This window comes from Thalassoglobus sp. JC818 (assembly GCF_040717535.1).
In the GTDB taxonomy this organism is placed as follows: domain Bacteria; phylum Planctomycetota; class Planctomycetia; order Planctomycetales; family Planctomycetaceae; genus Thalassoglobus.
Genome location: NZ_JBFEFI010000005.1, coordinates 317,874 through 343,058, shown reverse-complemented (window position 1 = coordinate 343,058; position 25,185 = coordinate 317,874). Strand labels below are relative to the sequence as shown.

General features: G+C 54.1%; 24 protein-coding genes. 12 read left to right on the top strand and 12 right to left on the bottom strand.

What is annotated here, in order from left to right; genetic code table 11:
- Positions 1-21: 21 nt before the first annotated feature.
- The 12 genes from AB1L42_RS15380 to AB1L42_RS15325 all read right to left on the bottom strand — a co-directional run bounded on the left by AB1L42_RS15380 (position 22) and on the right by AB1L42_RS15325 (position 6,257).
- On the bottom strand, positions 22-156 hold the full coding sequence (locus tag AB1L42_RS15380; RefSeq protein WP_367057463.1) for a hypothetical protein: 135 nt from the start codon (positions 154-156) through the stop codon (positions 22-24).
- Positions 157-210: 54 nt separating this feature from the next.
- A complete protein-coding gene (locus AB1L42_RS15375) occupies positions 211-1,029 on the bottom strand; it encodes a PD-(D/E)XK nuclease family protein (protein ID WP_367057458.1) in 819 nt (272 codons plus the stop codon).
- Positions 1,026-1,517 (bottom strand): hypothetical protein, encoded by a 492-nt coding sequence (locus tag AB1L42_RS15370; protein ID WP_367057455.1) that lies wholly within the window; start codon positions 1,515-1,517, stop codon positions 1,026-1,028. The genes AB1L42_RS15375 and AB1L42_RS15370 overlap by 4 nt, the downstream gene beginning before the upstream one ends.
- A gap of 35 nt (positions 1,518-1,552) precedes the next feature.
- A complete protein-coding gene (locus AB1L42_RS15365) occupies positions 1,553-1,780 on the bottom strand; it encodes a hypothetical protein (protein WP_367057450.1) in 228 nt (75 codons plus the stop codon).
- Complete coding sequence (locus AB1L42_RS15360) at positions 1,780-2,001, bottom strand: hypothetical protein (protein ID WP_367057445.1); 222 nt, start codon at positions 1,999-2,001, stop codon at positions 1,780-1,782. The genes AB1L42_RS15365 and AB1L42_RS15360 overlap by 1 nt, the downstream gene beginning before the upstream one ends.
- A gap of 98 nt (positions 2,002-2,099) precedes the next feature.
- On the bottom strand, positions 2,100-2,345 hold the full coding sequence (locus tag AB1L42_RS15355) for a hypothetical protein (protein WP_367057437.1): 246 nt from the start codon (positions 2,343-2,345) through the stop codon (positions 2,100-2,102).
- Between the two features lie 11 nt (positions 2,346-2,356).
- Positions 2,357-3,310: a hypothetical protein gene (locus tag AB1L42_RS15350; protein ID WP_367057434.1), complete on the bottom strand. Its 954-nt coding sequence runs from the start codon at positions 3,308-3,310 to the stop codon at positions 2,357-2,359.
- 89 nt (positions 3,311-3,399) lie between these two features.
- Complete coding sequence (locus tag AB1L42_RS15345) at positions 3,400-3,879, bottom strand: hypothetical protein (protein ID WP_367057431.1); 480 nt, start codon at positions 3,877-3,879, stop codon at positions 3,400-3,402.
- Positions 3,880-3,921: 42 nt separating this feature from the next.
- Positions 3,922-5,400: an AAA family ATPase gene (locus AB1L42_RS15340; RefSeq protein ID WP_367057429.1), complete on the bottom strand. Its 1,479-nt coding sequence runs from the start codon at positions 5,398-5,400 to the stop codon at positions 3,922-3,924.
- Between the two features lie 43 nt (positions 5,401-5,443).
- Complete coding sequence (locus AB1L42_RS15335) at positions 5,444-5,686, bottom strand: hypothetical protein (RefSeq protein ID WP_367057426.1); 243 nt, start codon at positions 5,684-5,686, stop codon at positions 5,444-5,446.
- 2 nt (positions 5,687-5,688) lie between these two features.
- Positions 5,689-5,892 carry a DUF2997 domain-containing protein gene (locus AB1L42_RS15330; protein ID WP_367057423.1) on the bottom strand — a complete coding sequence of 68 codons (204 nt, stop codon included), beginning with the start codon at positions 5,890-5,892 and terminating at the stop codon, positions 5,689-5,691.
- A complete protein-coding gene (locus tag AB1L42_RS15325) occupies positions 5,889-6,257 on the bottom strand; it encodes a DUF1257 domain-containing protein (RefSeq protein ID WP_367057420.1) in 369 nt (122 codons plus the stop codon). Before AB1L42_RS15325 ends, AB1L42_RS15330 begins: the two co-directional genes overlap by 4 nt.
- A gap of 326 nt (positions 6,258-6,583) precedes the next feature.
- Between AB1L42_RS15325 and AB1L42_RS15320 the strand changes: the two genes are divergently transcribed.
- The 12 genes from AB1L42_RS15320 (at position 6,584) to thyX (ending at position 25,016) form a co-directional block, all read left to right on the top strand.
- The gene (locus AB1L42_RS15320; protein WP_367057417.1) at positions 6,584-6,808 is read left to right on the top strand and encodes a helix-turn-helix domain-containing protein; all 225 of its coding nucleotides are present in this window, start codon (positions 6,584-6,586) and stop codon (positions 6,806-6,808) included.
- Between the two features lie 20 nt (positions 6,809-6,828).
- On the top strand, positions 6,829-8,970 hold the full coding sequence (locus tag AB1L42_RS15315) for a class I SAM-dependent DNA methyltransferase (RefSeq protein WP_367057415.1): 2,142 nt from the start codon (positions 6,829-6,831) through the stop codon (positions 8,968-8,970).
- A 2-nt stretch (positions 8,971-8,972) separates the two neighbouring features.
- Positions 8,973-11,192: a DUF262 domain-containing protein gene (locus AB1L42_RS15310; RefSeq protein ID WP_367057413.1), complete on the top strand. Its 2,220-nt coding sequence runs from the start codon at positions 8,973-8,975 to the stop codon at positions 11,190-11,192.
- Complete coding sequence (locus tag AB1L42_RS15305; RefSeq protein WP_367057410.1) at positions 11,189-12,580, top strand: restriction endonuclease subunit S; 1,392 nt, start codon at positions 11,189-11,191, stop codon at positions 12,578-12,580. Before AB1L42_RS15310 ends, AB1L42_RS15305 begins: the two co-directional genes overlap by 4 nt.
- Complete coding sequence (locus tag AB1L42_RS15300) at positions 12,577-13,437, top strand: hypothetical protein (protein WP_367057407.1); 861 nt, start codon at positions 12,577-12,579, stop codon at positions 13,435-13,437. Before AB1L42_RS15305 ends, AB1L42_RS15300 begins: the two co-directional genes overlap by 4 nt.
- A 50-nt stretch (positions 13,438-13,487) precedes the next feature.
- The gene (locus tag AB1L42_RS15295; protein ID WP_367057404.1) at positions 13,488-15,581 is read left to right on the top strand and encodes a hypothetical protein; all 2,094 of its coding nucleotides are present in this window, start codon (positions 13,488-13,490) and stop codon (positions 15,579-15,581) included.
- Between the two features lies 1 nt (position 15,582).
- Positions 15,583-18,531 carry a type I restriction endonuclease subunit R gene (locus tag AB1L42_RS15290; RefSeq protein ID WP_367057401.1) on the top strand — a complete coding sequence of 983 codons (2,949 nt, stop codon included), beginning with the start codon at positions 15,583-15,585 and terminating at the stop codon, positions 18,529-18,531.
- Between the two features lie 139 nt (positions 18,532-18,670).
- Complete coding sequence (locus AB1L42_RS15285; RefSeq protein WP_367057399.1) at positions 18,671-19,696, top strand: hypothetical protein; 1,026 nt, start codon at positions 18,671-18,673, stop codon at positions 19,694-19,696.
- Positions 19,693-21,408 carry a hypothetical protein gene (locus AB1L42_RS15280; RefSeq protein ID WP_367057396.1) on the top strand — a complete coding sequence of 572 codons (1,716 nt, stop codon included), beginning with the start codon at positions 19,693-19,695 and terminating at the stop codon, positions 21,406-21,408. The genes AB1L42_RS15285 and AB1L42_RS15280 overlap by 4 nt, the downstream gene beginning before the upstream one ends.
- A complete protein-coding gene (locus AB1L42_RS15275) occupies positions 21,401-22,294 on the top strand; it encodes a hypothetical protein (protein ID WP_367057393.1) in 894 nt (297 codons plus the stop codon). Before AB1L42_RS15280 ends, AB1L42_RS15275 begins: the two co-directional genes overlap by 8 nt.
- Complete coding sequence (gene dcm, locus AB1L42_RS15270; RefSeq protein WP_367057390.1) at positions 22,291-24,087, top strand: DNA (cytosine-5-)-methyltransferase; 1,797 nt, start codon at positions 22,291-22,293, stop codon at positions 24,085-24,087. The genes AB1L42_RS15275 and dcm overlap by 4 nt, the downstream gene beginning before the upstream one ends.
- Positions 24,084-25,016 (top strand): FAD-dependent thymidylate synthase, encoded by a 933-nt coding sequence (gene thyX / locus AB1L42_RS15265; RefSeq protein ID WP_367057387.1) that lies wholly within the window; start codon positions 24,084-24,086, stop codon positions 25,014-25,016. The genes dcm and thyX overlap by 4 nt, the downstream gene beginning before the upstream one ends.
- Positions 25,017-25,185 lie beyond the last annotated feature (169 nt).

Here is a 25,185-nt window from a genome sequence, read left to right as displayed (position 1 = left end):
TCGGGGGCAGCAGATGTGAGGTCAGGCTCGACGGTTTCGGTAAGCTCGACCACGTCGCCAGCCGACTTTGAAAGCTGCCTTTGAACCGTTGCGTTTTCCGGCCGTATAGGCCCAGTAGATACCCACAGCAGCGGCGAGAGTTACGACGGTTTCCATATTAGGTAGTTCCTTTCTTTAGTGTGGTGTCTTTGTATCAGCTGAAACTGTTGGCTACCCCGACCACGCATCGCAGGGGCTGCGAAATGGACAGCTGGGACAGGACATTGGTGATGGAGATGGATAGAAATGTCCTTCGTGGATGGACTGCCAGACTCGCTGCATCACCGACATCGTGCGGTCAACTCGTTTCTGATTGAAAGTAACTGGCAACGTGTCGACGTTTGGTTTGGCTGCTTTGGTCACGACGGCAAACTCCAGCCTGATCGGTTTGCCCGGCACGAGGTCTTTCGCGAGTGCGGCGTAGAGCATCAGCTGCTCTCCCGATCTCTCTGCTTGCTCAGCCGACCAGCGTGTCCGCGCCGTTTTCAGGTCAGTGATTGTGAGGGCCTGGTCGCTTTCGGCGATCAAATCGACGCGTCCCAGGATGTCGGGCATACCAGGGATGAGTTGGCTACGGAGTTCTTCCTCGACGCCGATGATGTTTCCTGTCGGCCTAGCGATGTCACTATCCCGGAATGCGGCGATGATACGGTCAGCAGTCTTTGCGATTGAATCGAGATCATCCTTCTTGCCGAATCGGATCTCCGCAGTCTCGGCACGCGACTTCCACTCATCCCAGAAAACATCCAGCAAAGTGTCATGATCCGGCGGTGATTTGCCGGCCATGAGTTCGTTGAGATGAAACTCTACTGCACTGTGTACCGCACCACCGAGTGCAAGGCTGGCCGAGACGAACGGTTCCTCAAGACCTTCGATATAGCGGAAGTAATACCTAAGTGGGCATTGCTGGTAGGTACTGATCGCCGAGAAGCTGACATAGTCCCGCTGGACAACTGGCGCGGCACGTGGTTGTTGAGAAACTGCGATCATCCACGACCTCCGTTCCCTGCTGGCTGGCCTTTCAATTCGTCAATCAGGCTGCTTGCGTCGCCGATACTCAGATCAGCAACAGCCTGAACTCCATGCTGCTGAAGGAATGGCGTGAGGTCGATGCGATTGCGGTTGGCAATCGCGGTGATGGCCCGGACCTGACTTTGCGTCGCACTTCGACCATTCGACTGGCGTCGACCATTTGCATATCCGTTGCCGTTCGAGCCATGATGTCCATTTCCGTTGGCGTTTCCATTGTGCCTCGAATGTTGTGGAGGAGAATCGGCGGCTCCTTCGCGGGCGAGTTCATCTTCCACCGCTTCGCGGCATGCTGCATACGCGCGCTGAACTTGTTGACGGAATCGAGTGAGGTCACCGTCGAGAATTTGACCGTCGAGTTCCAACTCGACATGACAGGTCGCCCCGACCGAGCCGTAATCTGGCAGGCCCGCTTTGCGTGACCACGAAACGCTAACAGTGGTTGGCATGTGATTGCCTCCTTTGTAGTTCTGGAGTGTGCCACTCAATCACGGCACCTCCTCTTTTGTTGGGTTGGTGGTGGACGTGACACCGGCGAATCTGTCATCACGTCGAGAAAGAGCCGCATCCCAGAACGGAAGAAAATCCAGGTGAGGATGATCTCCCAGCCAAACAGAAAGAGTGCGGCAAAACAAAGCACGCCGACGAACACGGTGTAGCTCGCGTAGAACTCATCGAGTTGTCGGCGTTTGGGATCGTTGTCTGCTGCCATCAGGCAGCCCAACGTCGGCGATTGCGACGCATGGGATACATGGCGTAATTGCGTTCCAGTTCATGCTGATCCCAATCAATAATGTTGGGAGGTAGGTCATCGGGTTCAGGATCGAAGTTCACTTCGAGTGGGTCTGCAATGCTGAATCCGATGCGGCGAATGTCGCACAGTGTGTCACCAGTCGCCACGCAGACGGCGTCATCAATTTCTTGTTGGGTCATTCGTTCAATCCTGGAAAAAAGGTAGAACGACCGCCCAATGCAGGGCGGCCGTGAGATACAGCCGCCCCGCACGCTGCGAGGCTGAGATCAGGTTGTTGTTACTCGTCTGGCATCAGCCAGTTTTCGAGCAACCATTCCACTTCGGCATCGAGTGCCTCCGAGCGTGTGGAAAACGGCCCCAGCACGGGACCATTTACGGGAGACAGGTCGGCAGTCCAGCTTCCGCCAGCTGTGGGATCAACGTGGGAGCCTCGCTGAATGACTGCCGAGCCGAGTTGCCGGACATCAATCGCTTCCGAATAAACGCAGCGACAGTAGCCGGAAGGTTCTATGATCAGTTGCACGTCGACCTCCTTCAACGCGGCCGCCGCTGAATGTTCCGGCGAGGGCGATCAATGAGGAGACCATCGAGATTGGCCTGCACCGTCGACATCTGCGTGGCGATATGCTGTCGCAGAAACGCGTTGTCCCGCAGTTGCTGAGGTTCCACGCCGCTGACGATCGACTCGGCGCGTTCCACGAGTTCTTCGAGTTCCGCATTGCCTCCGATATTCAACTGACGGAACCGAGCAAAGAACTCGTTCAGATTATCCACCGTGGTGTCGCGGAACGTCTTCGGCTTGCCGTCTTCCGTGCCGGACATGCGTTCGACCAGGTGATCCACCAAACCGGCAAGCTGTTCATAGAACATCTGCTCGGCCTGCTCGACGGCTTCGGTGAATCGAGTCTGAACACGGTCACATTCCTGACGGTACACCTCTGGGTTCAGCTCTCGCAGATACTCGGGGGCTTCAACTGCCGGAAACGAATGTTCGATGCCAAACGCACCGATCAGCGTCGTCGGATAATCGCTGGCGTTGAACAACGAGCCCAGCCGTTCACGAGCCGCCGACCGCATGTCGTCGTAATGCCGTTCAAGTTCCACAACGGCGTCGTCGAGTTCTGCACGGAAGATGTTGAGAGTCTCGTCAAACTCAGCAATCTGATCGTGACGGATCAGACGAATGCCTCCTTCGGGAAATGGCAGACTATTATCCTTCCAGAACTTGGTCACCCGTCCTTTGATCTTCGTGACGGCCGCCAGCGCAGGATGTTTCGGGTCCAGCAAACGCTTGGATGCACTGATCGAAGCGCCGTCCGCGCCGAAGACATCTGCCGCGACGATCTTCTGATCCGTGGACAGCGTTTTTGTCGTGCCCAGCCAGGTGAAGACCACTTTGATCGCCGCCATGGTGGCCCGCATCCGTCGAGCCGCAAGTTGTGTTTGAATGTGTTGTGTGTCGTTATTGTTCTCAAGCACGGTGCTCACTGACTTCTCCTTTGGTTGTTGAAATGAAAACGCCACTCAGCCTGCGAATACTGAGCGGCGTCGGATGCCAAATTGGGATGTGATTGAAATCACTCGGAAATGCTCACCTCGTTCTCGACCCACCCAGTTCCGAGCCATACCTGGGTGTAGGCAAACGTGCGGGCATTCTCGGCTTCCAGCCGGACACGAACTGGAACACGTTGATCGAGTTCGTATCCGGGTAGCGGTACGTCCCAGGAGACGGTGTGGTCCTCATTCGGTTCCCAGGTGTCGAAAGCGTGAATGCACAAACCTTCGCCGGTTTTGGTTCCGGGGTAGTCGACAATGACTGTCAGTCGTCCATTCGTGAGGACGCCGGGATGGACATGCCAGAACCTCAGATGCAAAACGGGCTCGCCATCAGGTGAAACATCCAGGCGACCTGCATTCAGGACGATCGCGTGAGTTTTCTGCTGTTCTTTCTCGTGTTGCCAGAACCGACTCCCCCAGATCGTGAGGAGAGTCAGCACGACAATAATCGTGAGGACGGTTCCTCCGTCCTGGTACCAATGCTTTTCCTTGTTGGACATAGAACCTCTTTCAGTGAATGGAGACTGACCCAGCGAGCCAAGTCAGTTGTTGGATGGATCGCGGCTCACGCGACGGCGTTGCTTCGTTGTTCCGCCGGACTGGTAGATGCCGGGCTGATTCGCCGACAGGCAGCGACCACTGGCCCATGTCCTCAGCCGGTCCACGCTTTCGTTGGCCGTCATCGCGACGGGCACCACGTTCTGGGCGGCTTGAACGAGTGGAACATCAAGCAGTGCCGACAGGCGGCAACAGGCTTTGATTTCCGCCCCGGTCCAGTCGTTGTCATTGGGCATCCGCTGATCGCGGTCGATCTCGAACAACGTCAGATAGATGTTCCAGATGGCGTCCTTCTCCTCGCGACCGGGAAGGTCGAGGAAGAAGATGCCATCGAACCGTTCGCTACGTCCGAACTCGGGTGGGAGCCGAGAAACATCGTTGGCAGTGGAGACGACAAAGACATCTGACGAATGATCATTGAGCCAGCCCAGGAACGTCCCGAACATGCGTGACGACACGCCCGAGTCACCGTTACCGTTTACACCGGCGAACGCTTTCTCAACTTCGTCGATCATCAGCACGCAAGGAGCCATCGCATCGACAATGTGCAGCGCCTGCCGCGTTCGTTCCTCCGACTGCCCAACGAGCGATCCCATCAGACTGCCGACATCCAGAATCAGCACGGGCCTGCCAACTTCCTTCCCGAGGGCTTTGCAGAACTGCGATTTGCCGCAACCAGGTGGTGACAGCAGCAGCACACCTCGCGGTCGGCGTCGTTCATCGCCCCGACTCGGTTGCAGCAGTGCCCGCTTGCAGAACGACTTCAATGCCGATAATCCACCGAGGCTGCTGAAGTCTTCCTGGCCGCGATGCAGTTCGAGTGAACCCGATTTCTTCAGCGTCTGAGTTTTCAGTTCCCAGATTGCGTCGGGCGTTACGCGAGCGTGCCGAACCAGTGACAGGCTGAAAGCGTTTTCAGCTTCCATCCGAGTCAAACCGGCAGCGGCATCCAGAACCGTTTCCAGCTCTGGGCCGTCTGGCAGTTCGGAGTCTTCGGTCGCGATCCCACGAGCGATCTCGCCAAGTTGTTCACGGTCGGGCAACTCATGCTCGATGACGACAAACAGCTTTTCGAGTTCGATCGGCAACTGCACGACGGGCGCGAGCACCACGAGAATCGTCCGGTTCTGCTTACCAGCGATAATCTGCTGAGCGATCGCCTGAACGATCTCCGCCGATTGCAAGAAGCGGTGGAAGTTCTGAAGCACGAGGATCGCCGTTCCGTCCGGCGTGACCAGCGAGTTGACGGCGCGAATGGCTGCCAACGGGTCGTTCCCGGTGGCTTCGATCTCCGCGCCGGGGACTTTCAATCCTTGTTCAATGTCCCAGGTGGCGAGCCGCCAGTCTTCCTGACGACACAACTGCGCGATTGCCACGAGAGCATCCTGATGCTCGTGGGTTTCAATCCAGATGCCCGAGAAGCACGCGCGCACGTACTCTCCGAGCCGTTCAGTCAACGACATACAGGGACTCCTGTTGAGTTGTGAATAAAATGAATGGGGACCGCTATTCGGGAACGGTCACGGATTGCTCGGCTTCAAGTTGCTCAACCTGTCGTTCGAGTCGAGCGATCTTGGTTTGCAGCTTCTCCATCGCGTGGAAGGCTCGCTTGAGACGCGACAGCCAGCGTTTGAGGGATTCACGCTCTTTGGTGAGTTGATCCTGTTTCTTCTGAAGCCTTCGTTGGCGACGACGGGATTCCGCATCCGAACTTTGAGGACGCAGGACACGGCGGCGGACGTTGGTCACGGTCAGCCTCCTTCCTGCACCGATTGCTGACGCGAAGCCGATTGATGAAACTCGGCCCTGAGGACTTCGTCCGTTTGCTGCCCGAGTGCCTTCTCGATGAACTGGCTGGCCTGTCGGCATTCAGAGCCAACGAAGCCCTTGGTCTCCACTTTGGTTTGACCGTCGGGCAGGACGGTGATTTCGATGGTTTTTCCGAAACTGCTCATGCAACACCTCCAACGCTGACGGTCAACTTGATCGAGCCGTCTTCCAGTGGCTGCTCGATGACCGAGTGTCCCTTCTTGCGGGCTTCGATCTTGGCCTTCTCGACCGCGTATCCCTGAAGGAACCGATCGAGCTGCTTTTGCTCACCCCAGCGACCGTTGTAATTGTCGTAGGCGAGCTTGCCGGTGTTGACGTCGGCCACAACCGGATACCGCCACTCCGGCAACTGCACAGCCCAGCCCGTTTCCGAACTGCTGAACAGCTTCACTTTGCCGAAGACTGGCTCCGGCAGCTTGAGTCGATCACACGCCGACCGAATGGCGACGGGATCACGAACTTCCGTTTGAATCGAAACAATGTGCGACAAGGCTTGTTCCTCCGAGTTACAGAAAACGGACACAGGACCGACCACCGACCCCGAAACGAGAAAAGCCCCGCACGAACCGGTCAAAGTCGGTTCACACGGGGCTGTGAGTGCCTGAGAAGCGAGTTCCCAGAGCTATGCCAGAGGCATCAAGGTACTTGCCGCGTTTTTGGCCCCAATTCAGCAATCAGCCGGTTCAGGTTGGACAGATCGTGTCCAACGTGGCTCATAGACTAATGCTCTGTCCGCTACCGATGGGGTGTAGACTTTGATAGACTGTGTCCTGACCGAACGGGGCCGTTTCTGCAACGCATCGAAGGTACAGCCCGATGGAAAAACTGAGTGATTACGTGAAGACCGCCGAGGCTGCGGAGATCCTCGGTGTGTCGCAAACGACTCTGAGAAAATACGCCGCGACTGGAAAGATCCCTGTGCGGGTCAACCCGGCCAACGGCTATCGGTTGTTCAAGCGTTCGGACCTGGACGATTTCCTCCGGCGGGCAGCAGCGCCGGTGAAACCTTCCAAGGCCAGAAAGAACGTGAAGTCGAAGTAGGACGAGAGAAAAGCCAAAACATGGATTCATCCCAACTCAACTGGATCACCGGGTACATCTGGGGCATTGCCGACGATGTTCTGCGGGACCTTTACGTCCGTGGGAAATACCGCGACGTCATTCTCCCGATGACGGTCCTGCGTCGACTCGATGCCGTTCTGGAGCCGACCAAGCAGGCCGTGCTCGACATGAAGGCCAATCTCGACAAAGCGGGCGTCACCAATCAGGACGCCGCGTTGCGTCAGGCCAGCGGGCAGGCGTTTTACAATACCTCAAAGTTCACACTCCGCGACCTGCGGGCACGGGCCAACCAACAACAGCTCAAAGCCGACTTCGAGGATTATCTCGACGGTTTCTCATCCAACGTGCAGGACATTCTGGAGAACTTCGAGTTCCGCAATCAGATTCCCCGGCTCTCTAAGGCCGACTCTCTCGGCACACTGATTGAGAAGCTCGTTTCCCCCGAAATCAATCTTGGTCCCAACCCCATCATCAACGGCGACGGTTCGGAAAAACACCCCGGCCTTGATAACCACGCGATGGGGACGATGTTTGAAGAGCTTGTCCGCAAGTTCAACGAGGAGAACAACGAGGAAGCAGGCGAGCACTGGACGCCGCGCGATGCCGTCAAGCTGATGGCGAAACTGATCTTCCTGCCGATCGCGGACCAGATCGAATCCGGCTCGTACCTGCTCTATGACGGCGCCTGCGGAACGGGCGGCATGTTGACTGTCGCGGAAGACACGCTCACTGAACTGGCCGAATCGCACGACAAACAGGTCGCCACTCACCTCTACGGTCAGGAAATCAACGCCGAGACCTACGCCATCTGCAAGGCGGACCTGCTGCTCAAAGGGGAAGGCGAAGCCGCTGACAACATCATTGGCGGTCCCGAGCATTCCACATTGTCGAACGATGCGTTCCGTGCCCGCGAGTTCGACTTCATGCTCTCCAATCCTCCGTACGGCAAAAGCTGGAAAAGCGACCAGGAACGGATGGGCGGCAAAGCGGGGATCAAAGACCCGCGATTCGTCATCGAGCATAACGGCGACTCCGAGTTCTCACTCGTGACCCGCAGCAGCGATGGCCAGATGCTGTTTCTGGCCAACATGTGCGCGAAAATGAAGCACGACACACCGCTGGGCAGCCGAATCGCCGAGGTTCACAACGGCTCCTCACTGTTCACGGGAGACGCTGGTCAGGGCGAGAGCAATATCCGTCGCTGGATTATCGAAAACGATTGGCTGGAAGCGATTGTCGCGCTGCCGCTGAACATGTTCTACAACACCGGCATCGCCACCTACATCTGGGTCGTCACCAACCGCAAGCCCGAACATCGCAAAGGCAAGGTCCAGCTCATCGACGCGACGAAGTGGTTCAAACCCCTGCGGAAAAACATGGGGATGAAGAACTGCGAACTGTCCGAAGACGACATTCAGCGGATTTGCGACACGTTTCTATACTTCGAGGAAACCGAAGAATCCAAAGTCTTCCCGAACGAAGCGTTCGGTTATTGGAAAGTGACCGTCGAGCGACCATTACGGTTGAGCGTCGAACTCACGGCTGAAAACTGCAAACGGTTCCACGCCGCCTGCAAGGATGCGAAGGAACCCGACGTCGCCGATCTGATCGACCGCGTCGCCAAGTCGCTCGGGGCCGGTCCACACCTGAACTTCAACATCTTCATGGATGCCGTTGAGGCCGATGCCAAAGAACACAGCCTCAAGCTAACAGCCAAGCGGAAGAAGTTGATCCAGAACGAACTCGCCCGCCGGGACGAGAATGCCGAACCGGTCGTGAAGAAAGTCCACAAGAAGGGCAAGGCTGAGGCCGATTCGATTCGCGGACGATTCCCGAATCCCGTGGGCGACAAGTCGCTGGTGCTGGAATACGAACCGGACAGCGACCTCCGCGATACCGAGCAGGTGCCGCTGCTCGAAGACGGGGGCATCGAAGCCTTCATCCGTCGCGAGGTCCTGCCGCACGCCGAGGACGCCTGGTTCGACGAGACTTCCATCAAGGTCGGCTACGAAATCAGCTTCAACCGCTACTTCTACAAACCACAGCCGCTGCGGTCATTGGAGGAGATCCGCAACGACATCCTAGCCTTGGAGAAGGAGACCGAAGGGCTGCTGGTCGAAATCGTCGGGGAAGGGAAATAAACGTGAAAGACGCACAGAAACCGGATCACGTAAGTCTCAATAACGTCATTCAACGGCTCAAAGAGGGACGGTTCGTCATTCCCGACTTTCAGAGAGAGTTTGAATGGAACCCCCGCGATATTCGCGATTTGATGCGTTCCATTTTCCTCGACTACTACATCGGAAGTTTGCTGCTATGGAAAGGGAAAGCTCAGAACTTCGACGCTCTCTCATGTGAACCGGTCTATGGCTACAACGGCGGAGAGGCGGCAGAACACATCGTCCTCGATGGTCAGCAGCGACTGACGGCCATGTATTACGCCTTCGTGGCACCAGACGTGCCGTTGCCAAAACGCAGAAACCGCTACGTCTACTTCATTCGTGTCGACAAGTTTATGCAGGAGGAGTACGACCAGGCGTTCGATTCAGCCTGGGCGAAGCGCTACGTCAATAAAATCCTGACCGATAAGAAGATGCAGTATTCTCAACATATTTTCCCACTGTCCATTATTGGAGCCGGTGGCTGGGAACTCTTTAGCTGGGTTCAGGAATACGAAAAGCACTGGGACGCTGTGGCCAAGCAGGCAAAAGAAGATGGCGACGAGCAGGCCGAGCAAGAAGCAGTTCAAAGTGTGAAAGACGCGAAACAGTTTGGAGAGCATCTCAAAGGGATCACGGAGCAATATCAGGTCTCCTACATCGAACTGGATCAGGATCTTGAGATCGAAAAAGTCTGCGACATTTTCACTCAGATCAACAGTAAGGGCGTGCAACTCGACGTCTTTGATCTGATCAACGCTTTGCTGAAGCCCAAGGACCTGCAACTCAAAAAGCTCTGGCGAGAAGCCAAGCCCCGGCTGAGCTTTGTCAAATCACGCAAGATGAAAGTGTACGTGCTGCAAGTCATGTCGCTCCTGAGGCAAGCATACTGCTCACCAAAATACCTCTACTACCTGCTGCCCGGTGAAACCCGAACATTTCGCGATCCAGATGGGACGAAGCGAAAAGAGATATTGGTCAAGGATACGACTGATTTCAGGAAACGATGGAATGGTGCTGTTGCGGCGTTGGAGAACGCCATGGATCACTTGAAGCATCCACAGGAATTTGGCGCCATCTCGTCGCAATATCTTCCCTACGTGTCGATTCTGCCTGCGTTCGCTGCGATTCAAACGCATGTCAAAACTCTCCCCGCACACACTCAGTTGGTGGCTCAAAAGAAAGTACGGCATTGGTATTGGGCGTCGGTGTTTACCAACCGTTATTCCGGTTCGGTGGAATCAACCAGCGCCAGGGACTTTCTTGACATCCAGGAATGGATTGCTGACGACGTTGCGGAACCGGCGCTTATTCAGGAGTTCAAAGACCGCTTCAAGAATCTGAAACTGCGAGGAGAAACCAAGCGGGGTAGCTCCGTCTACAACGGCATCTTCAATTTGCTGGTCATTCAGGGCGCTCGGGACTGGATGACCGGCAACATTCCTCAGCATGGAAACCTGGATGATCATCACATCGTGCCTGCGTCATGGGGGAAGGCAAACTCGTTCAATTCGATTCTCAACAGAACACCATTGACCAGCGAAACCAATCGTCATGTGATCCGGGATCGGCTTCCCAACGAGTATCTCCCAGAACTCATTGAGTCGAATGGTGAATCCACCGTTCGGGCAATCCTCGAATCGCATTTCATTTCACCAGCGGCTCAGGCCATTCTGCTGCGTGATCCGTTCACGCCTGAGGACTTCGAGGAGTTCATTGCCGAACGTCAGAAGACGCTGCAAGAAGCAATCGAGAATCTTCTCATCAAAGAGCGTATCGACCTGTCGCCGCAGTTGCGGGAACTGGATGAGAAAGTCGAACAAGTCGAACTCAACCTTCGCGAGTCAATCCTGTCTGCACTCGATGGCGACGCGAGCAAGCTCCCACAGCATGTCACGCAGAAAGTGAATGAGCGGATTCAAAGAGCCAGCAAGAAAAACGCTGCGATGGACGCTGAGCAATACGACGCTCTTGCTGGCAAGCTGGAATACTTCGACCTGCGTGAGTTGCAGGACACCATCACCGGCAAGTCGACTTGGACGCTGTTTGAATCGCAGTTCAATAACAAGGACACGCTTTCCGGGAAATTCAACCAGTTGGCGGAGTTACGGAATGGCATCCGACACAGCCGCACGGTTGATGAAGTCACCCGCAAAGAAGGTGAAGCCGCAATCCTCTGGTTCGAGAAGGTGCTTGGATCATGATTGATGGCCTGACGCCATATACAGACCACAAAGACTCTGGCTTGCCCTGGCTGGGCGAGATTCCAGCGCATTGGGATGTTCGCCGGAATGGTCGGCTGTTTGTGCAACGGAATCAGACGGGGTTTCCGGACCTGCCCATTCTTGAAGTGTCGCTGAAGACCGGCGTTAGAGTCCGGGACTTTGAGAACTCGAACCGTAAGCAGGTGATGGCTGACCGCGAGAAGTATAAACGGGCGCGGCAGGGAGACATTGCTTACAACATGATGCGGATGTGGCAGGGTGCGGTGGGAACTTCGCCGGTCGATGGATTGGTCAGCCCCGCTTATGTGGTGGCGAAGCCGCTCCCGAAAACTGAATCGCGGTACTACCAGTATCTGTTCCGCACCGGCGCGTACATGGACGAGGTCAATAAGTTCTCTCGCGGAATTGTGTCAGACCGCAATCGACTTTATTGGGAAGACTTCAAGCAGATGCCCTCGCCCTATCCACCACCGGAGGAGCAGGCGGCGATTGTGCGGTTTCTGAATCATGCGGATCGGCGTATCCGGCGTTACATCCGGGCTAAGCGGCAGCTCATCGCGCTGCTGAATGAGCAGAAGCAGGCCATCATTCACTGCGCCGTCACTCGCGGCCTCGATCCCCACGTCAAACTCAAACCCTCCGGCGTCGAATGGCTCGGCGATGTACCGGAGCACTGGGCGGTGAAGAAGCTACGGTTCAACTTCCGATATGCCAAAGGTAGCAAGGCTGCTGAATTGACAAGTGAGTACGTCGGAAGAAACGAAGGACCTTATCCGGTTTACAGCGGTCAAACCGAGAACGAAGGGCTGATGGGTTCAGTCTCGTGGCACGAGTTCGACTTTGAAGAGCCCGTAATCCTTGTCACAACAGTCGGCGCTCGTGCCATGTCAACCAGGGTACTATCTGGGAAGTTCAGCCTTTCTCAGAACTGTGCGATCATTATTCCGCGTAAAAGTTCCATCAACGTGTCGTTCAACGAAATGGCTTTCCAACGGATGTTCGCATATGAAAAGGCGACAATTTCACTGATTATGCAGCCTTCACTGAGGTTCGCTGACCTCGACCGCTTCTACATTCCCGAACCGCCACCCGAGGAACAGACGCTGATTGCAAAGACAGTCGTCGCTCAAATTGCCGAGCTTCAGAATGTGTGCGACCAGGCAAATGAGCAGTTGTCGTTAGCGAGAGAGTTCCGTACTCGCCTCATTGCTGATGTCGTCACTGGCAAGCTCGATGTTCGCGAAGCGGCGGCCGCACTCCCGGACGAACTGGAAGCCGTCGAACCCGATGCCGAGGAACTGCTTGACGATGGCGACACCACGGACGAAGTCGAACTCGACACCGAACCCGAGGAGGTCGAGGCATGACGTGGTGGAAACAACTCGATAAGACGAGCGGAAGCCGTCCTCGTGCCGTCCTGATGATGGATGCCGATGACCGTCAGGTTGTGGCTGATCGCCTGACCCGGCTTGTGGGTCATCCTCAAGTTGTCGTAACAGCACAGCATCAATGGATGCCGACAGGTAAGCCATTGCCAAAAAAAGATGGGAGTTGGGACAAATCGACTGCGAACGAGGCGAAGCTCAGCAGGTCCACCAAGCTCCTTGATGATATGACGCGCCGAGAATTGCAGTCTTGGTGGTTGGAGTTTACCAGTGGTGCCAATGTCCCCAACTGGGATATTGCCAGCCAATGCCACGTCGGTGGCGTACCAGGCCTGTTGCTGGTTGAGGCAAAGGCTCATGGCGGGGAACTGGCTGAGAAGCCAACCGGCAAACGTCCTCCGACAACCCTCAATGGTTGGAAGAATCATCAGAAGATCGGTCGAGCAATCGCCGACGCGTCGGCAGAACTCCAGTTTGCGACTGGGTTGCCTTGGGCGATCTCGCGCGACAAGTGCTATCAGTTGTCGAACCGGTTTGCATGGTCGTGGAAACTGGCATCGCTTGGGATTCCCGTCGTGCTCGTCTACCTCGGCTTTCTCGACGCGACCGAAATGCCTGAGCCACGTTTTCAAAAAGCTGGCGAAGGCGAACATTGCTGGAAAACAACCGTCGTGAAGTACGGCGAAGGCGTCGTCCCTTCACAGGTTTGGGAAGACGATTACACGATCGACATTGATGGTGTGCCCCTCATTCCACTGATTCGCACATACAACCAGCGGTTTGATCCGAATGATTCAGCAGACATTGATGACATTGAATCTGAGAAGGTGAATAAATGACCGCGTTGATTCGAGGTCAAACTACATCAGCCACAAGACTGGAGTTCTGAATGCAATACTACGGTTTGAAATCAATTATCGGTTCTCAGAAGCAAGAGATCCCTCTGAGAAGTCAAACGGACTCTTTCTTCTTGAAAGAGGATGCGGTCAACCCTTATATCGAGCCCACCTTCACGAAAGAGGAGTTCCCACGTGAGAAACCGGCGATTCTGCTCGTGTCAGCAGTAGGTGCGTCTGGAAAAACGACTACGGCGCAATCCTTGTCTCACGATACCAACTTGCCAATTCTCGATTTGGCAAAGCACAAGCCCGTTGGTGATAACACGCTTACAGGGATCATCACTACTGCGTTTCCAATCGATCGAGTTGGTGCAGTGCTGGAGGGACTGAGTCAGGGTACCTACGGAATCATTATTGATGGCATTGACGAAGGCCGTTCCAAAACAACGGAACAAGCCTTTGAAGCGTTCCTTGATGACCTAGCGGTAAGATCACAAGGAGCAGAATCAACATCGATTGTTGTTTTTGGACGTAGCCAAGTACTCATCAACACGTGGCTGTACTTAGAAGAAAAGGGGGCAGATGTTGGTCTAATACAGATTGACCCATTCAATCTCGACCAAGCAAAGAACTACATTGACTCGTACGTTACGGAAAAGAATCAGGGCCAAATTGCTGCTTATCAGGCGGCACGAGACGAGGTGCTTGGACGGCTGAGTGCTGCGTTCGACCCTACCGATGGTGAGGACGGGTTCTTGTCGTTCATTGGATACCCTCCAGTTTTGGATGCGATCGCGACACTGCTTCGAGAAGAAAAAAACTATCACCGGATCAGTCAAACGCTGAATGACTCCGCAGGAAGTAATCTTGAAGTTTCGTTACTGGTTCGTATTGCTGATTTTCTGTTGAAGCGAGAACGCGATGAAAAGGCTCTCCCAAATTTCATCAACGAATTGCTGAGCAAAGCAGACACCGGTTACGGCAATGGATTGCGAGAAACTCTCTACAACAACGATGAGCAGTGTGCGAGGATCATTGCGCGCGCGCTTCAGCAAGAATTTCCTCTCCAACTCATTTCCGATTCAGCTCTGAACGAGGAATACAATAAACACCTCTCAACGTGGTGCCCAGAGCACCCTTTCTTACTGGAAAACCGGATACGCAATGCCGTTTTTGCAGCAGTGGCTGTAAGTCGTTGCGTTGTCAGCGATGTACCTGAGTACCAGCAACTTGCGAAAGAGTACACGGAGAAATATCCACCCACTTACCATTTGATTTACATCATGCAGCATTTTGCAGCGAGCAAGAAAATCGGTGTGGGCGTCTACAACATGCTGATCCAGTCCTGCTCAGACTTCGTCGGCAAAGGTCATGATATTCGAGCCGAAGTGAGTGGGATTTCTTGGGATGAGCCTGAAATCTCAGAACACTCGTCCGCACAGCTTGAAGTTACCGTAGCTATTCAAAACGGAAGCCTTGAAAAGTCTTTTGAATTTGAAGGTGTTGTCAGTGTTGATGATGTTCTGTCGATAGGACCTCATCTGGAAAATGTCGTCGTGTCACTGCCGTGCGATGTCGAACTGAAGGGGGCGCAGACGGTCGACTCAGTTGGATTCTCACAGATTGTCGCTCGGAGTGCCAAATTTGATTCGACAACGCTGATTGTGCGGGGAGCAACAACCTCTGGAGCAACGGAGCAAGGACTGTTCTTGGATGTCGAACGAGCAACAGGGCACGTTGCAGAGGTGACGCAAAAGGGAGCAATTATCGAAATAGGATGCAGTGAGCACACATTGACGTATCCGCTTGCAAAGTATGTGAAAAAGACTGAAAGGGGTACAACCGACCCGGTACTTGCAGAGAAGTTTCGCCGACTGCGAAGGATCATGCAGGAATTTGTTTCACACAGCAAAGGCGGTCTTGCAAAGTATCGAGCAAAAATAGAGCACGAGCGTGTATTGAGAGGTGAAATCGGACAGAAGGTGTTAGCCCAACTCCTCGAAGAGAAAGTTCTATCTGCCGATCCCAAGTTCTACTACGTGGATTCAGACAAGCTGGCGGATGTTTTGGGCACTACATGGCATGAATTGCGCCAGCACAAGATGTCAAAATCAGCTGAAAATTTTCTGAAGCGAATCAACTAACATGCCGTCATCCGATACCTCCGAGCACGGACTCGAATCCCTAATCGTCAAACACATGCTGGGCTCCGGCTGGTTGGCTGGTCAGCCCAGCGATTACGACCGGGCCTATGCCGTCGACCTGGTTCAGCTTTGTGCGTTCATCAAGGCGACTCAGGAAGCGCTGGTTGAGGCGTTCGCGCTCGATTCGGACAATCCCACGCGACGGAAGTTTCTGGCTAGGTTGCAGGGCGAGATCACCAAACGAGGCACAATCGACGTCCTGCGGCATGGCCTGAAGCACGGCCCCCATCACGTTGACTTGTTCTACGGCACGCCGACGCCCGGCAACACCAAAGCCGAAGAACGATTCGCCGCCAACCGTTTCAGCGTGACCCGGCAGTTGCGGTACAGCCAGGACGAAACGCAACTGGCTCTCGACTTGGGCCTGTTCATCAACGGTTTGCCGATTGCCACGTTCGAGCTGAAGAACAGCCTCACCAAACAGACGGTGGAAGATGCCGTCTGGCAATACAAGAAAGACCGCGACCCGCGCGAGCTGCTGTTCGAGTTCGGCCGCTGCGTGGCTCACTTCGCTGTCGACGATCACGAGGTCCGTTTCTGCACACACCTGAAAGGGAAAGCGTCCTGGTTCCTGCCATTCAATCGAGGCTACAACGACGGTGCAGGCAATCCGCCCAACCCGGCAGGCATCAAAACCGACTATCTGTGGAAACAGATTCTGACGCCCGCTGGTTTGACCGACATTCTGGAGAACTTCGCCCAGGTCGTGGAATCAAAGGACGAGAAGACGGGCAGGAAGAAGCGAACGCAGATTTGGCCCCGGTATCACCAGCTCGACGTCGTCCGCAAGCTGCTGGCTGACGCCGGTCAGCGCGGAGCCGGACAGCGTTACTTGATTCAGCATTCGGCAGGGAGCGGGAAGTCGAACTCGATTGCCTGGCTGTCCCATCAACTGATCGGCCTGAAGCAAGCTGATGAGGAAGTCTTTGATTCGATCATTGTCATTACCGACCGCCGCATTCTGGACCAGCAGATTCGGGATACGATCAAGCAGTTTGCCCAGGTCGGAGCCACAGTCGGTCACGCGGAGCATTCCGGCGATCTGCGGAAGTTCATCGCGGGCGGCAAGAAGATCATTATTTCGACCGTCCAGAAGTTCCCGTTCATCCTGGAGGAGATCGGCAGCGACCATCGCGGCAGGAAGTTTGCGATCATCATCGACGAAGCCCATTCGAGCCAGGGCGGCAAGACATCCGCCGCGCTGAGCATGGCACTCTCGGAGGCTGGTGAGGAACAGGAAGACGAGACCACCGAGGACAAAATCAACCGCATTATGGAGGCCCGCAAGCTGCTGCCAAACGCCAGCTACTTCGCCTTCACCGCAACCCCCAAGAACAAGACGCTGGAAATCTTCGGCGAGCCGTACTCCGAGGGCGAAGAAACCAAGCACCGGCCCTTCCACAGCTACACGATGAAGCAGGCTACTCAGGAAGGCTTCATTCTGGATGTACTGGCGAACTATACGCCCGTTGCGAGTTACTACAAGCTGGTCAAAGCGATCGAAGCTGACCCCGAGTTCGACACGAAGAAGGCCAAGAAGAAGCTCCGCAAGTACGTCGAAAGCCACGACCACGCCATCCGGCTCAAAGCCGAGATCATGGTCGATCACTTTCACGAGCAAGTAATCGGCCTGAAGAAAATCGGCGGGCAGGCCCGCGCGATGGTCGTCACCAGCGGTATCCAGCGGGCGATTCAGTATTTCCACGCGATGTCCGATTACCTCAAGGAACGCAAGAGTCCGTATCAGGCCATCGTCGCCTTCTCCGGCGAACACGAATACGGCGGGCAAAAGGTCACCGAAGCCTCACTCAACGGATTCCCCAGCAGTCAGATCGCCGACCGGATTCAGGAAGACCCGTATCGGTTCCTGATTTGTGCCGACAAGTTCCAGACCGGCTACGACGAGCCGTTGCTGCACACGATGTACGTAGACAAGCCGCTGTCGAGCATCAAAGCCGTTCAGACACTCTCACGGCTCAACCGCGCACATCCACAGAAGCACGATGTGTTTGTCCTCGACTTCCTGAACGACACGGACACGATTCAGGAAGCGTTCGCCCGCTACTACCGCACAACGATCCTCAGCAGGGAAACCGATCCGAACAAGCTGCACGACCTGAAGGGCGATCTTGATGGCTATCAGGTTTACGGCCCGGAACACATCGACGAGTTGGTGAAGCTCTACCTCGACGGAGCCGACCGGGATAAACTCGATCCGATCCTGGATGCCTGCGTCGCGACCTACAACGAGGAACTCGACGAGGACAGCCAGGTCGATTTCAAAGGCAAAGCAAAAGCGTTCTGCCGGACCTACGGATTCCTCGGCTCGATACTGCCATCGAGCTACAAGGTGCCCGGCTGGGAAAAACTGTCAATCTTCCTCAACTTCCTGATTCCCAAGCTCCCGGCTCCCAAAGAGGAAGACCTGTCGAAGGGGATTCTGGAATCCATCGACATGGACAGCTACCGCGTTGAGAAGCACGCGGCGATGCAAATCCATCTGGCTGATGAAGACGCTGAGATTGACCCGGTCCCCACCAGCGGTGGCGGCCACAAACAACCGCCCGAACTCGACACGCTGTCGAACATCCTCAAGACGTTCAACGATCAGTTCGGCAACATCTCCTGGTCCGACGAGGACCGCGTCCGCAAGCTGATCACCGAGGAGATCCCGGCCAAAGTCAAAGCCGACGCGGCCTATCAGAACGCCAAAAAGCAGGGCGACAAGAGCAAGGCCCGCATCGAACACGACGCCGCTCTGCTGCGAGTAATGGTCGGGCTGCTCAAAGACGATACTGAATTATTCAAGCAATACAGCGACAACGAAGGATTCAAACGATGGCTCGCCGACACCGTCTTCGGCCTCACCTTCGAGGAGGACGCGGCGTGAGCGTCAAACAATTACCGTCACGAATTTGGTATTCGATAGCGAGTTGTTTGCGTAATCGGTGGAACGAAGGACCATCCGACCACGTTCGACTTGTCACGACTCAAATGCAAAGCAGCAACAGGAATGGGGTGTAGTCCGCATGTGGGAAACACTGGATATTGAAAGAGACTTGAAGGATTCCCTCGTCAAAGAGTTTGGCGAATCCCAGGGCGATACGCTTTACGGCGAATACACGGCTGTGCGCGACAAGTTGCTACCGATCTGGAAAAACGTGGTGCGGACGGAACCCGACCTTACGGATCATGGCCCAGAGCACATTGCTGACGTCTTGAATCAGGTCTACGAAATCACACCGACAAATCACCTCGATGCGCGTGAAAAACTAGCGCTGCTCCTGTCGGTTCTTTTTCACGACACCGGCAACATTCACGGCCGTGAGGGGCATGAGAAGAAAGTCTCGGACATTTACGACCATGTTCGAGGCACTCCAACACCTTCTTTTCAAGAAAAGAAGATCGTTCTCGCGGTTGTTGGCGCACACGGCGGTGAAGCTCGTGACGGCAGTAAGGATACAATTCGAGACTTGGCGGAGACTGAAGCGTTTCACAAGAAGCCAATTCGCATGCGTGAGATTGCAGCAATCTTGCGATTCGGGGATGAACTGGCAGAGGGAAAGCAGCGAACCTGCGAGTATCTGCGACGAGCACACGCGTTCGATATCAAATCAGAGAAGTATCACGATTATGCTAATATCACAGAAATCTGCATTGACCGAGGCAACAAACGAATCGCTTTGACGTATCACATCGACGTCGACTCAAAAGACGGGACGATTGATGCAGATCAGCTTGAACGGCTGAAGCGACTCTTGGAGTTCGCATACTACCGCATCAGGAAGCTCGATGAGGAACGCCAGTACGCGAGGTTCTACTCCTCCTGTCTTGGCGATTTCAAGCAAACATCTGCGACGTTGACTTTCTGGATGGATGGACAGCAACTCGACCTCGGCCTAGAGCCTCTGGAATTGACCGACTTGGTTGTCCCCGGTGGTACTGCAAAAACAATCCCTGAGCTGGACAGTGCGTATGCCATTGAAACCATCATAAACAAGCTCGAAGGCGCTTGCGGAACCCCCGACGCCCAAAACGAGCAGGAGGCAACATGAGCACTCTAAACAATCCATTTGAATACGAAGCTGCAAATAATCTTCCTGCCAGCAAGATTGCAACTTATTTCATCGACGACTTCAACTACTCGCGGTTTATTGACTCAACCCGAAATGTCGTAATTGTTGGTGATAGAGGATCCGGAAAGACAATGGCACTCATGTACAACTCACTTGCGGTCCAAAAGCACGCTAGTGAGGAATTGCCGCGCCGTCTGGGAATCTACGTGCCGTGTAAGACGGTACTCATGAAAAAGAAAGAGCAGGAACTACTGAAAGACCCCGACTATGCGTCGATACTTTCGGAAAACTTCTTGACGATGAGTGTTCTGTACCATCTTGTCGATGACTTGTCGGTTATCGACAACCTCACCGAAGGTTGCGATGTCGATCAGCTCAAACAGGAAGTCGCCTACTCTTTGGGGCTGGACCTGCCGTCTACACCAGAATTTCTCAACGCGTTGAAGCAGGCAATTCAGAAGGAAGCACGTGAGGTTCAACTCGCTCTAAACGCACCCTCCTTGGAATCTGATTTTCCTCCAACTCGCTCTTTTGGCACTTCCGTACTCCCGCTACTCGATACATTGAGGCGTATACCAAGGCTGCGGAATGCTCATTTCATGTTCATGCTGGATGACGTTCACGACTTGAACGATGACCAGCTGCGAGTTGTCAACTCCTGGATTGCTTATCGAGATCACTCATTATTCAGCATCAAAATCGCGTCTGCACGCGCTGATCAGCTTCACTTCAAAACGCCTAGCGGAGGAAGCATTCTCGAAGGACATGACTTCATACAAATTGACTTGGAACAGCCGTATCACAACGAGGAGTCAAATTTTGGTCAACTTGCCAGCAAGCTAATCACCAAACGACTCAAGGAAGCTGGGATTGAGTGCTCGCCCGATGAGTTCTTTCCTGTAAGCCCGACCGTCGAAAAGGAACTCGAAGAATGCCGTGAGACCGTTCGCAAGCGGGCACAGGAAATGTATCCAGAAGGCCCCGCAAAGAAGATCAACGACTACATCTATCGCTTCGCAAGAGCCGAATGGTTCAGGCAACGGGCCGACCACTCGAATTTACCAGCATACTCAGGATTTCAAACATTGGTCTACCTCTCCACCGGAGTGATTCGCAATCTCTTGGAGCCATGTTATTGGATGTATGATGACGCCAAGTCCCAATCAGGGTCGGTCTCGCAAATTGATCCTCAGATTCAACGTGATCGTATCATTGACCGCAGCAAGCGAATTTGGGAGCGATTAGAGCAGTTGGACCGGTTTATTGAAGGTTGCTCACGGTCTGACGCGAAACGCATTCACAACCTCTTTGATCAGTTGGCCGTTCTATTCCGCAAACGACTGGATGAGCATGAGTCAGAGCCACGCGCTATATCTTTCACCATTTCTGCGATGAGCGAGGAAGATGAATCTGACCTGATGCCGTTGCTTGAAATCGCGAGGGCCGCACAACTCCTGTACATCCGCAGTGGACCTGCAAAGGAAAGAGGGAAAAGAGAGTCGTACTACGTGCCAAACCGAATGCTTTGGCCAGTGAGAGGGTTAGACCCGCATGGTCAGCACGCGAGGGTTTCAATCCAGGCGGAACACCTGCGAAACGCTACCAACGGAATCGCTATTCCAATGGACGCAAAGAAAAGCAAAAAGGTGAAGCCGAAGGGCCAGAGGGAGCTTTTTGATGACGATGAATAATCCAAATTGGTTCATTACTGTCGCGAGTTGGGAGGATCGCTTCCGTCTTGGTGCGGAACGACTACTTGCCAAGCATACTTTTGAACGCGCGGTTGTATTTTACTACCAAGAGAACGCTGAGTGGACCGCATCGAATCGGGCCACGGTTGGGGAGTTGTTCACCCGAGAGGGCGTATCACACATTGAAGTTCCTATCTCATTCGACGATCCCGTCGCAACGTGGCATGCGTTGAGGTCAGAGGTCGAGTCGACTGCGCAGCAATCACTTCTCCCACTGGTCGATTTCACAACCATGCCCAGAGATACTCTGTGGGGATTGTTGTCGCTCCTCCACGAGAATGGATTTGACGTCAACTACGCCTACCATCGCCCGGAAAACTATGCCGAGTGGCTTAGTAGAGATCCTGGACGACCAAGACTTGTCTACAAGCTGTCGGGGCTGGCAACGCTCGGAAGTCCCACCTGTTTAGTTATTGCAACTGGGTTCGATCCTGAGAGGACGAGACAGCTGATGTGGCACTACGAACCCAGACATGTTTTGTTGGGTTTCCAGACCGGTGAACAGTACGACAACAATGCGAAGAACATCGAAAACCATAAAGAGTCCCTCAAAGATGAGTACAAAGAGTTCGACGTCGAGCAGTTCCAACTAGATGCGTACGCGGAAGATCAAGGGTTTGAATCCCTTTTCAATCAAGTGAAACAACGGGCGCAAAGCTGCAATGTCGTGATGACGTCGCTTGGACCAAAACTCAGTGCTATCGCAATGTACGAAGTACATAGACAGTTCCCAGAAACTTCCTTGGTTTACACGCCATCTGGTGAGTTCAATCGAGATTATTCGCATGGAATCTCGGAGACTTATCAAGGAGTAGTGAAGCGGTGAGTGTTGCGAAAAGGATAGAGCGAATCACGAACCTCCTTGAGCTGGAATATGATACTCCAGACTTGGGGAATCAGAGCGATCCCATTGCAGAGCTGGTCTTCATCCTCCTTTCCGAAGAAAACGACGAGAAGAAGTACGCGGAAGCGTTCAAACAGCTGGACGCAGCATTCGACTCATGGGAGTCTGTCCGAGACGCTGACGTCAGTGAGATTGCAGAACTGATTCGAGTTGCGGGGAGTGCGAATCGCAGAGCGAAGTTGATCAAGGCAGCTCTGAACGCCATTACGGTTACGTACGGTAGTCTTGACCTGTCTTGCCTTCGCAATCAGCCGAATATGGCGGCATTGAGTAAGCTTACCGTCTTGCCTGGAATCGGAAAGTACGCTGCCCGCCGCATATTGATGTACGCCTTTGGGAGGCATGTTCTTCCAGTCGACTTTCATATGTACCGTCTCGCTATACGCGTGGGACTGATTGCACGGACAGTCAGTTATGACGAGGCTCATGATCTTCTCGAAGCGATGATCCCATGGAATTTTCGGCGCCGATTTCATATCAACGCAGTCGCTCACGGCCGAGAAAGGTGTAGGACTAAAGCACCCCGGTGCGGTGGCTGCCCGCTTGCGCGGATGTGCATTGTGGCCAAAGCAGAGTCGGAACCTGAAATCCGCATACGCCCCAAGCCTCTGGCGTTAGAACTGTTTTCCGGCGCTGGGGGCATGAGCTATGGATTTGCTCACGCAGGTTTTCAGATTGTACAAGCCATCGAGGCCGACCCGCGTGCAGCTGAGACTTTTCGAGCGAATCATTGCGAAACGGATCTGATTATTGACGATGTCTCAAACTTGGACCCGCTTGCCGTAGCGCGACGTGCATCCATTCGCCGAGGCGATCTGACATTGCTCTTTGGAGGGCCTCCGTGTCAAGGGTTCTCTGAGTCGAATCGTCGTACGCGTACACTGGAAAATCCTCGCAATCATCTCTATCGCCAATTCTTCCGATACGTCGAGGCCCTTGAACCGCAGTGGTTCGTTCTGGAGAACGTCGCTGGATTGAAAACGCTCGCTGATGGAGCGGTACTCAACTCGATTGTTGAACGAGCGAGAGAGCTCGGATACGAAGCTGAATGGCAAGAACTGAATGCGGCCGATTTTGGAGTTCCACAAACTCGACGGCGGATATTTGTTGTTGGAAATCGTCTTGGACTTCCCGTGCAATTCCCGCAGCCGACACATGGAACGGAGGACAATGCCTTTGTTTCTGTGAAAGAAGCAATCAGTGACCTTCCGCGCCTGCCAGTAGGAGCGAATTGCGGTTGCCTGTCATACCGAGACGGGCGTCGCATTACTGATTATCAGAAGTCAATGAGGAATGGAAAAGACTACGTTGACGGCAACATCGTAACAAATAACTCGGAGTTGATAATTGAGCGATACAAGCACATACGCCAAGGACAAAATTGGGAGGCAATTCCTGCTGAGCTAATGGACAACTATTTTGATTCGAGCCGCTGCCACACTGGCATCTACTACCGTTTGAAGTGGGGTGAGCCCTCAAAGGTAATCGGGAATTTCAGAAAAAACATGCTGATTCATCCTACCCAGAACAGGGGTCTGTCGGTGAGAGAAGCTGCCAGGCTTCAGTCATTTCCAGACTGTTACAAGTTCGTTGGCTCCATCGGATTTCAGCAGCAGCAAGTTGCAGATGCTGTACCACCTCTATTGGCGGAAGCCGTGGCACGAGCTGTGCTCGCTTCGATGACGAAAGGAATGTTACGAAAGGTGCAGGCATGAGTGAGAAACCAGAAGCCGTTCAACGTCCGGTCTCAAATGAACTCGAAACCGTCCTGGGACAGCCATTCAGGGTTCTAAATGACGGATTCGTACGAGTCGTGGACTACATGGGCACCGATGACTCAATCGTTCAGGCCGCTCGCGTTTCTTATGGAAAAGGAACAAAACGCGTAAGTGAAGACCGGGGACTGATTCGATATTTGATGCGCCATCGGCACACGACTCCCTTTGAAATGTGTGAGATCAAACTGCATGTCAGAGTTCCCATGGACTGCTGGAGACAGTGGATTCGGCATCGTACCGCGAACGTCAACGAATACTCGACGAGATATTCGGAGGCTATTGATGCGTGCCAAGTTACGCCATCGGACCAGTGGCGTGAGCAGGCGACATCGAACCGCCAAGGAAGCGGACAATTCCTTGACCCTGAATTGGGGAAAAAGCTCACGTCCGCTGAGGCGAAGCTACAACAGCACGCAAGGGATGTCTACGAGGAACGCTTGGCGGCAGGTGTCGCGAGGGAGCAGGCGAGAAAGGATCTACCACTTTCAACTTACACCGAAGCGTATTGGAAGATTGATTTGCACAACCTTCTACATTTTTTGTCTTTGCGGATGGATAGCCACGCTCAGTCAGAAATACGGGCATATGCCGATGTGATTGGCAAAGAAGTCGTGAGTAGATGGTGCCCTTACACATGGGAGGCGTTTACACAGTATCGGCTAAAGGCAATGTTTTTGACCGACTTAGAAGTTCAGATAGTCAGTCTTCTTTCTCGATCAGCCGACAGTGACGCCCTTGCTGTTGCAGAAACCGCCGATTGGCTACGCCGCGAAGATGGGAGGCTTCTCCGTAACCGAGAGCGATCAGAATGTGAAGCGAAGCTGGAACAACTGGGATTTGAGATTCCTTGGAAGAATGCGGATTAGCTCTAGCTGAACTTCGGAACGGTCGTCGAAGACATTTCCGCCTCAAACGGGTAGAATAATTTTCATCGACAGAAACGAGCCAATGCAGTGCGTCGTCAGTGCTCACCCAATCACTCAACGGCCGTGATGTAAGCTCGTGTTTCGTCTGATGAGCAGGAGAAAGAAGGCT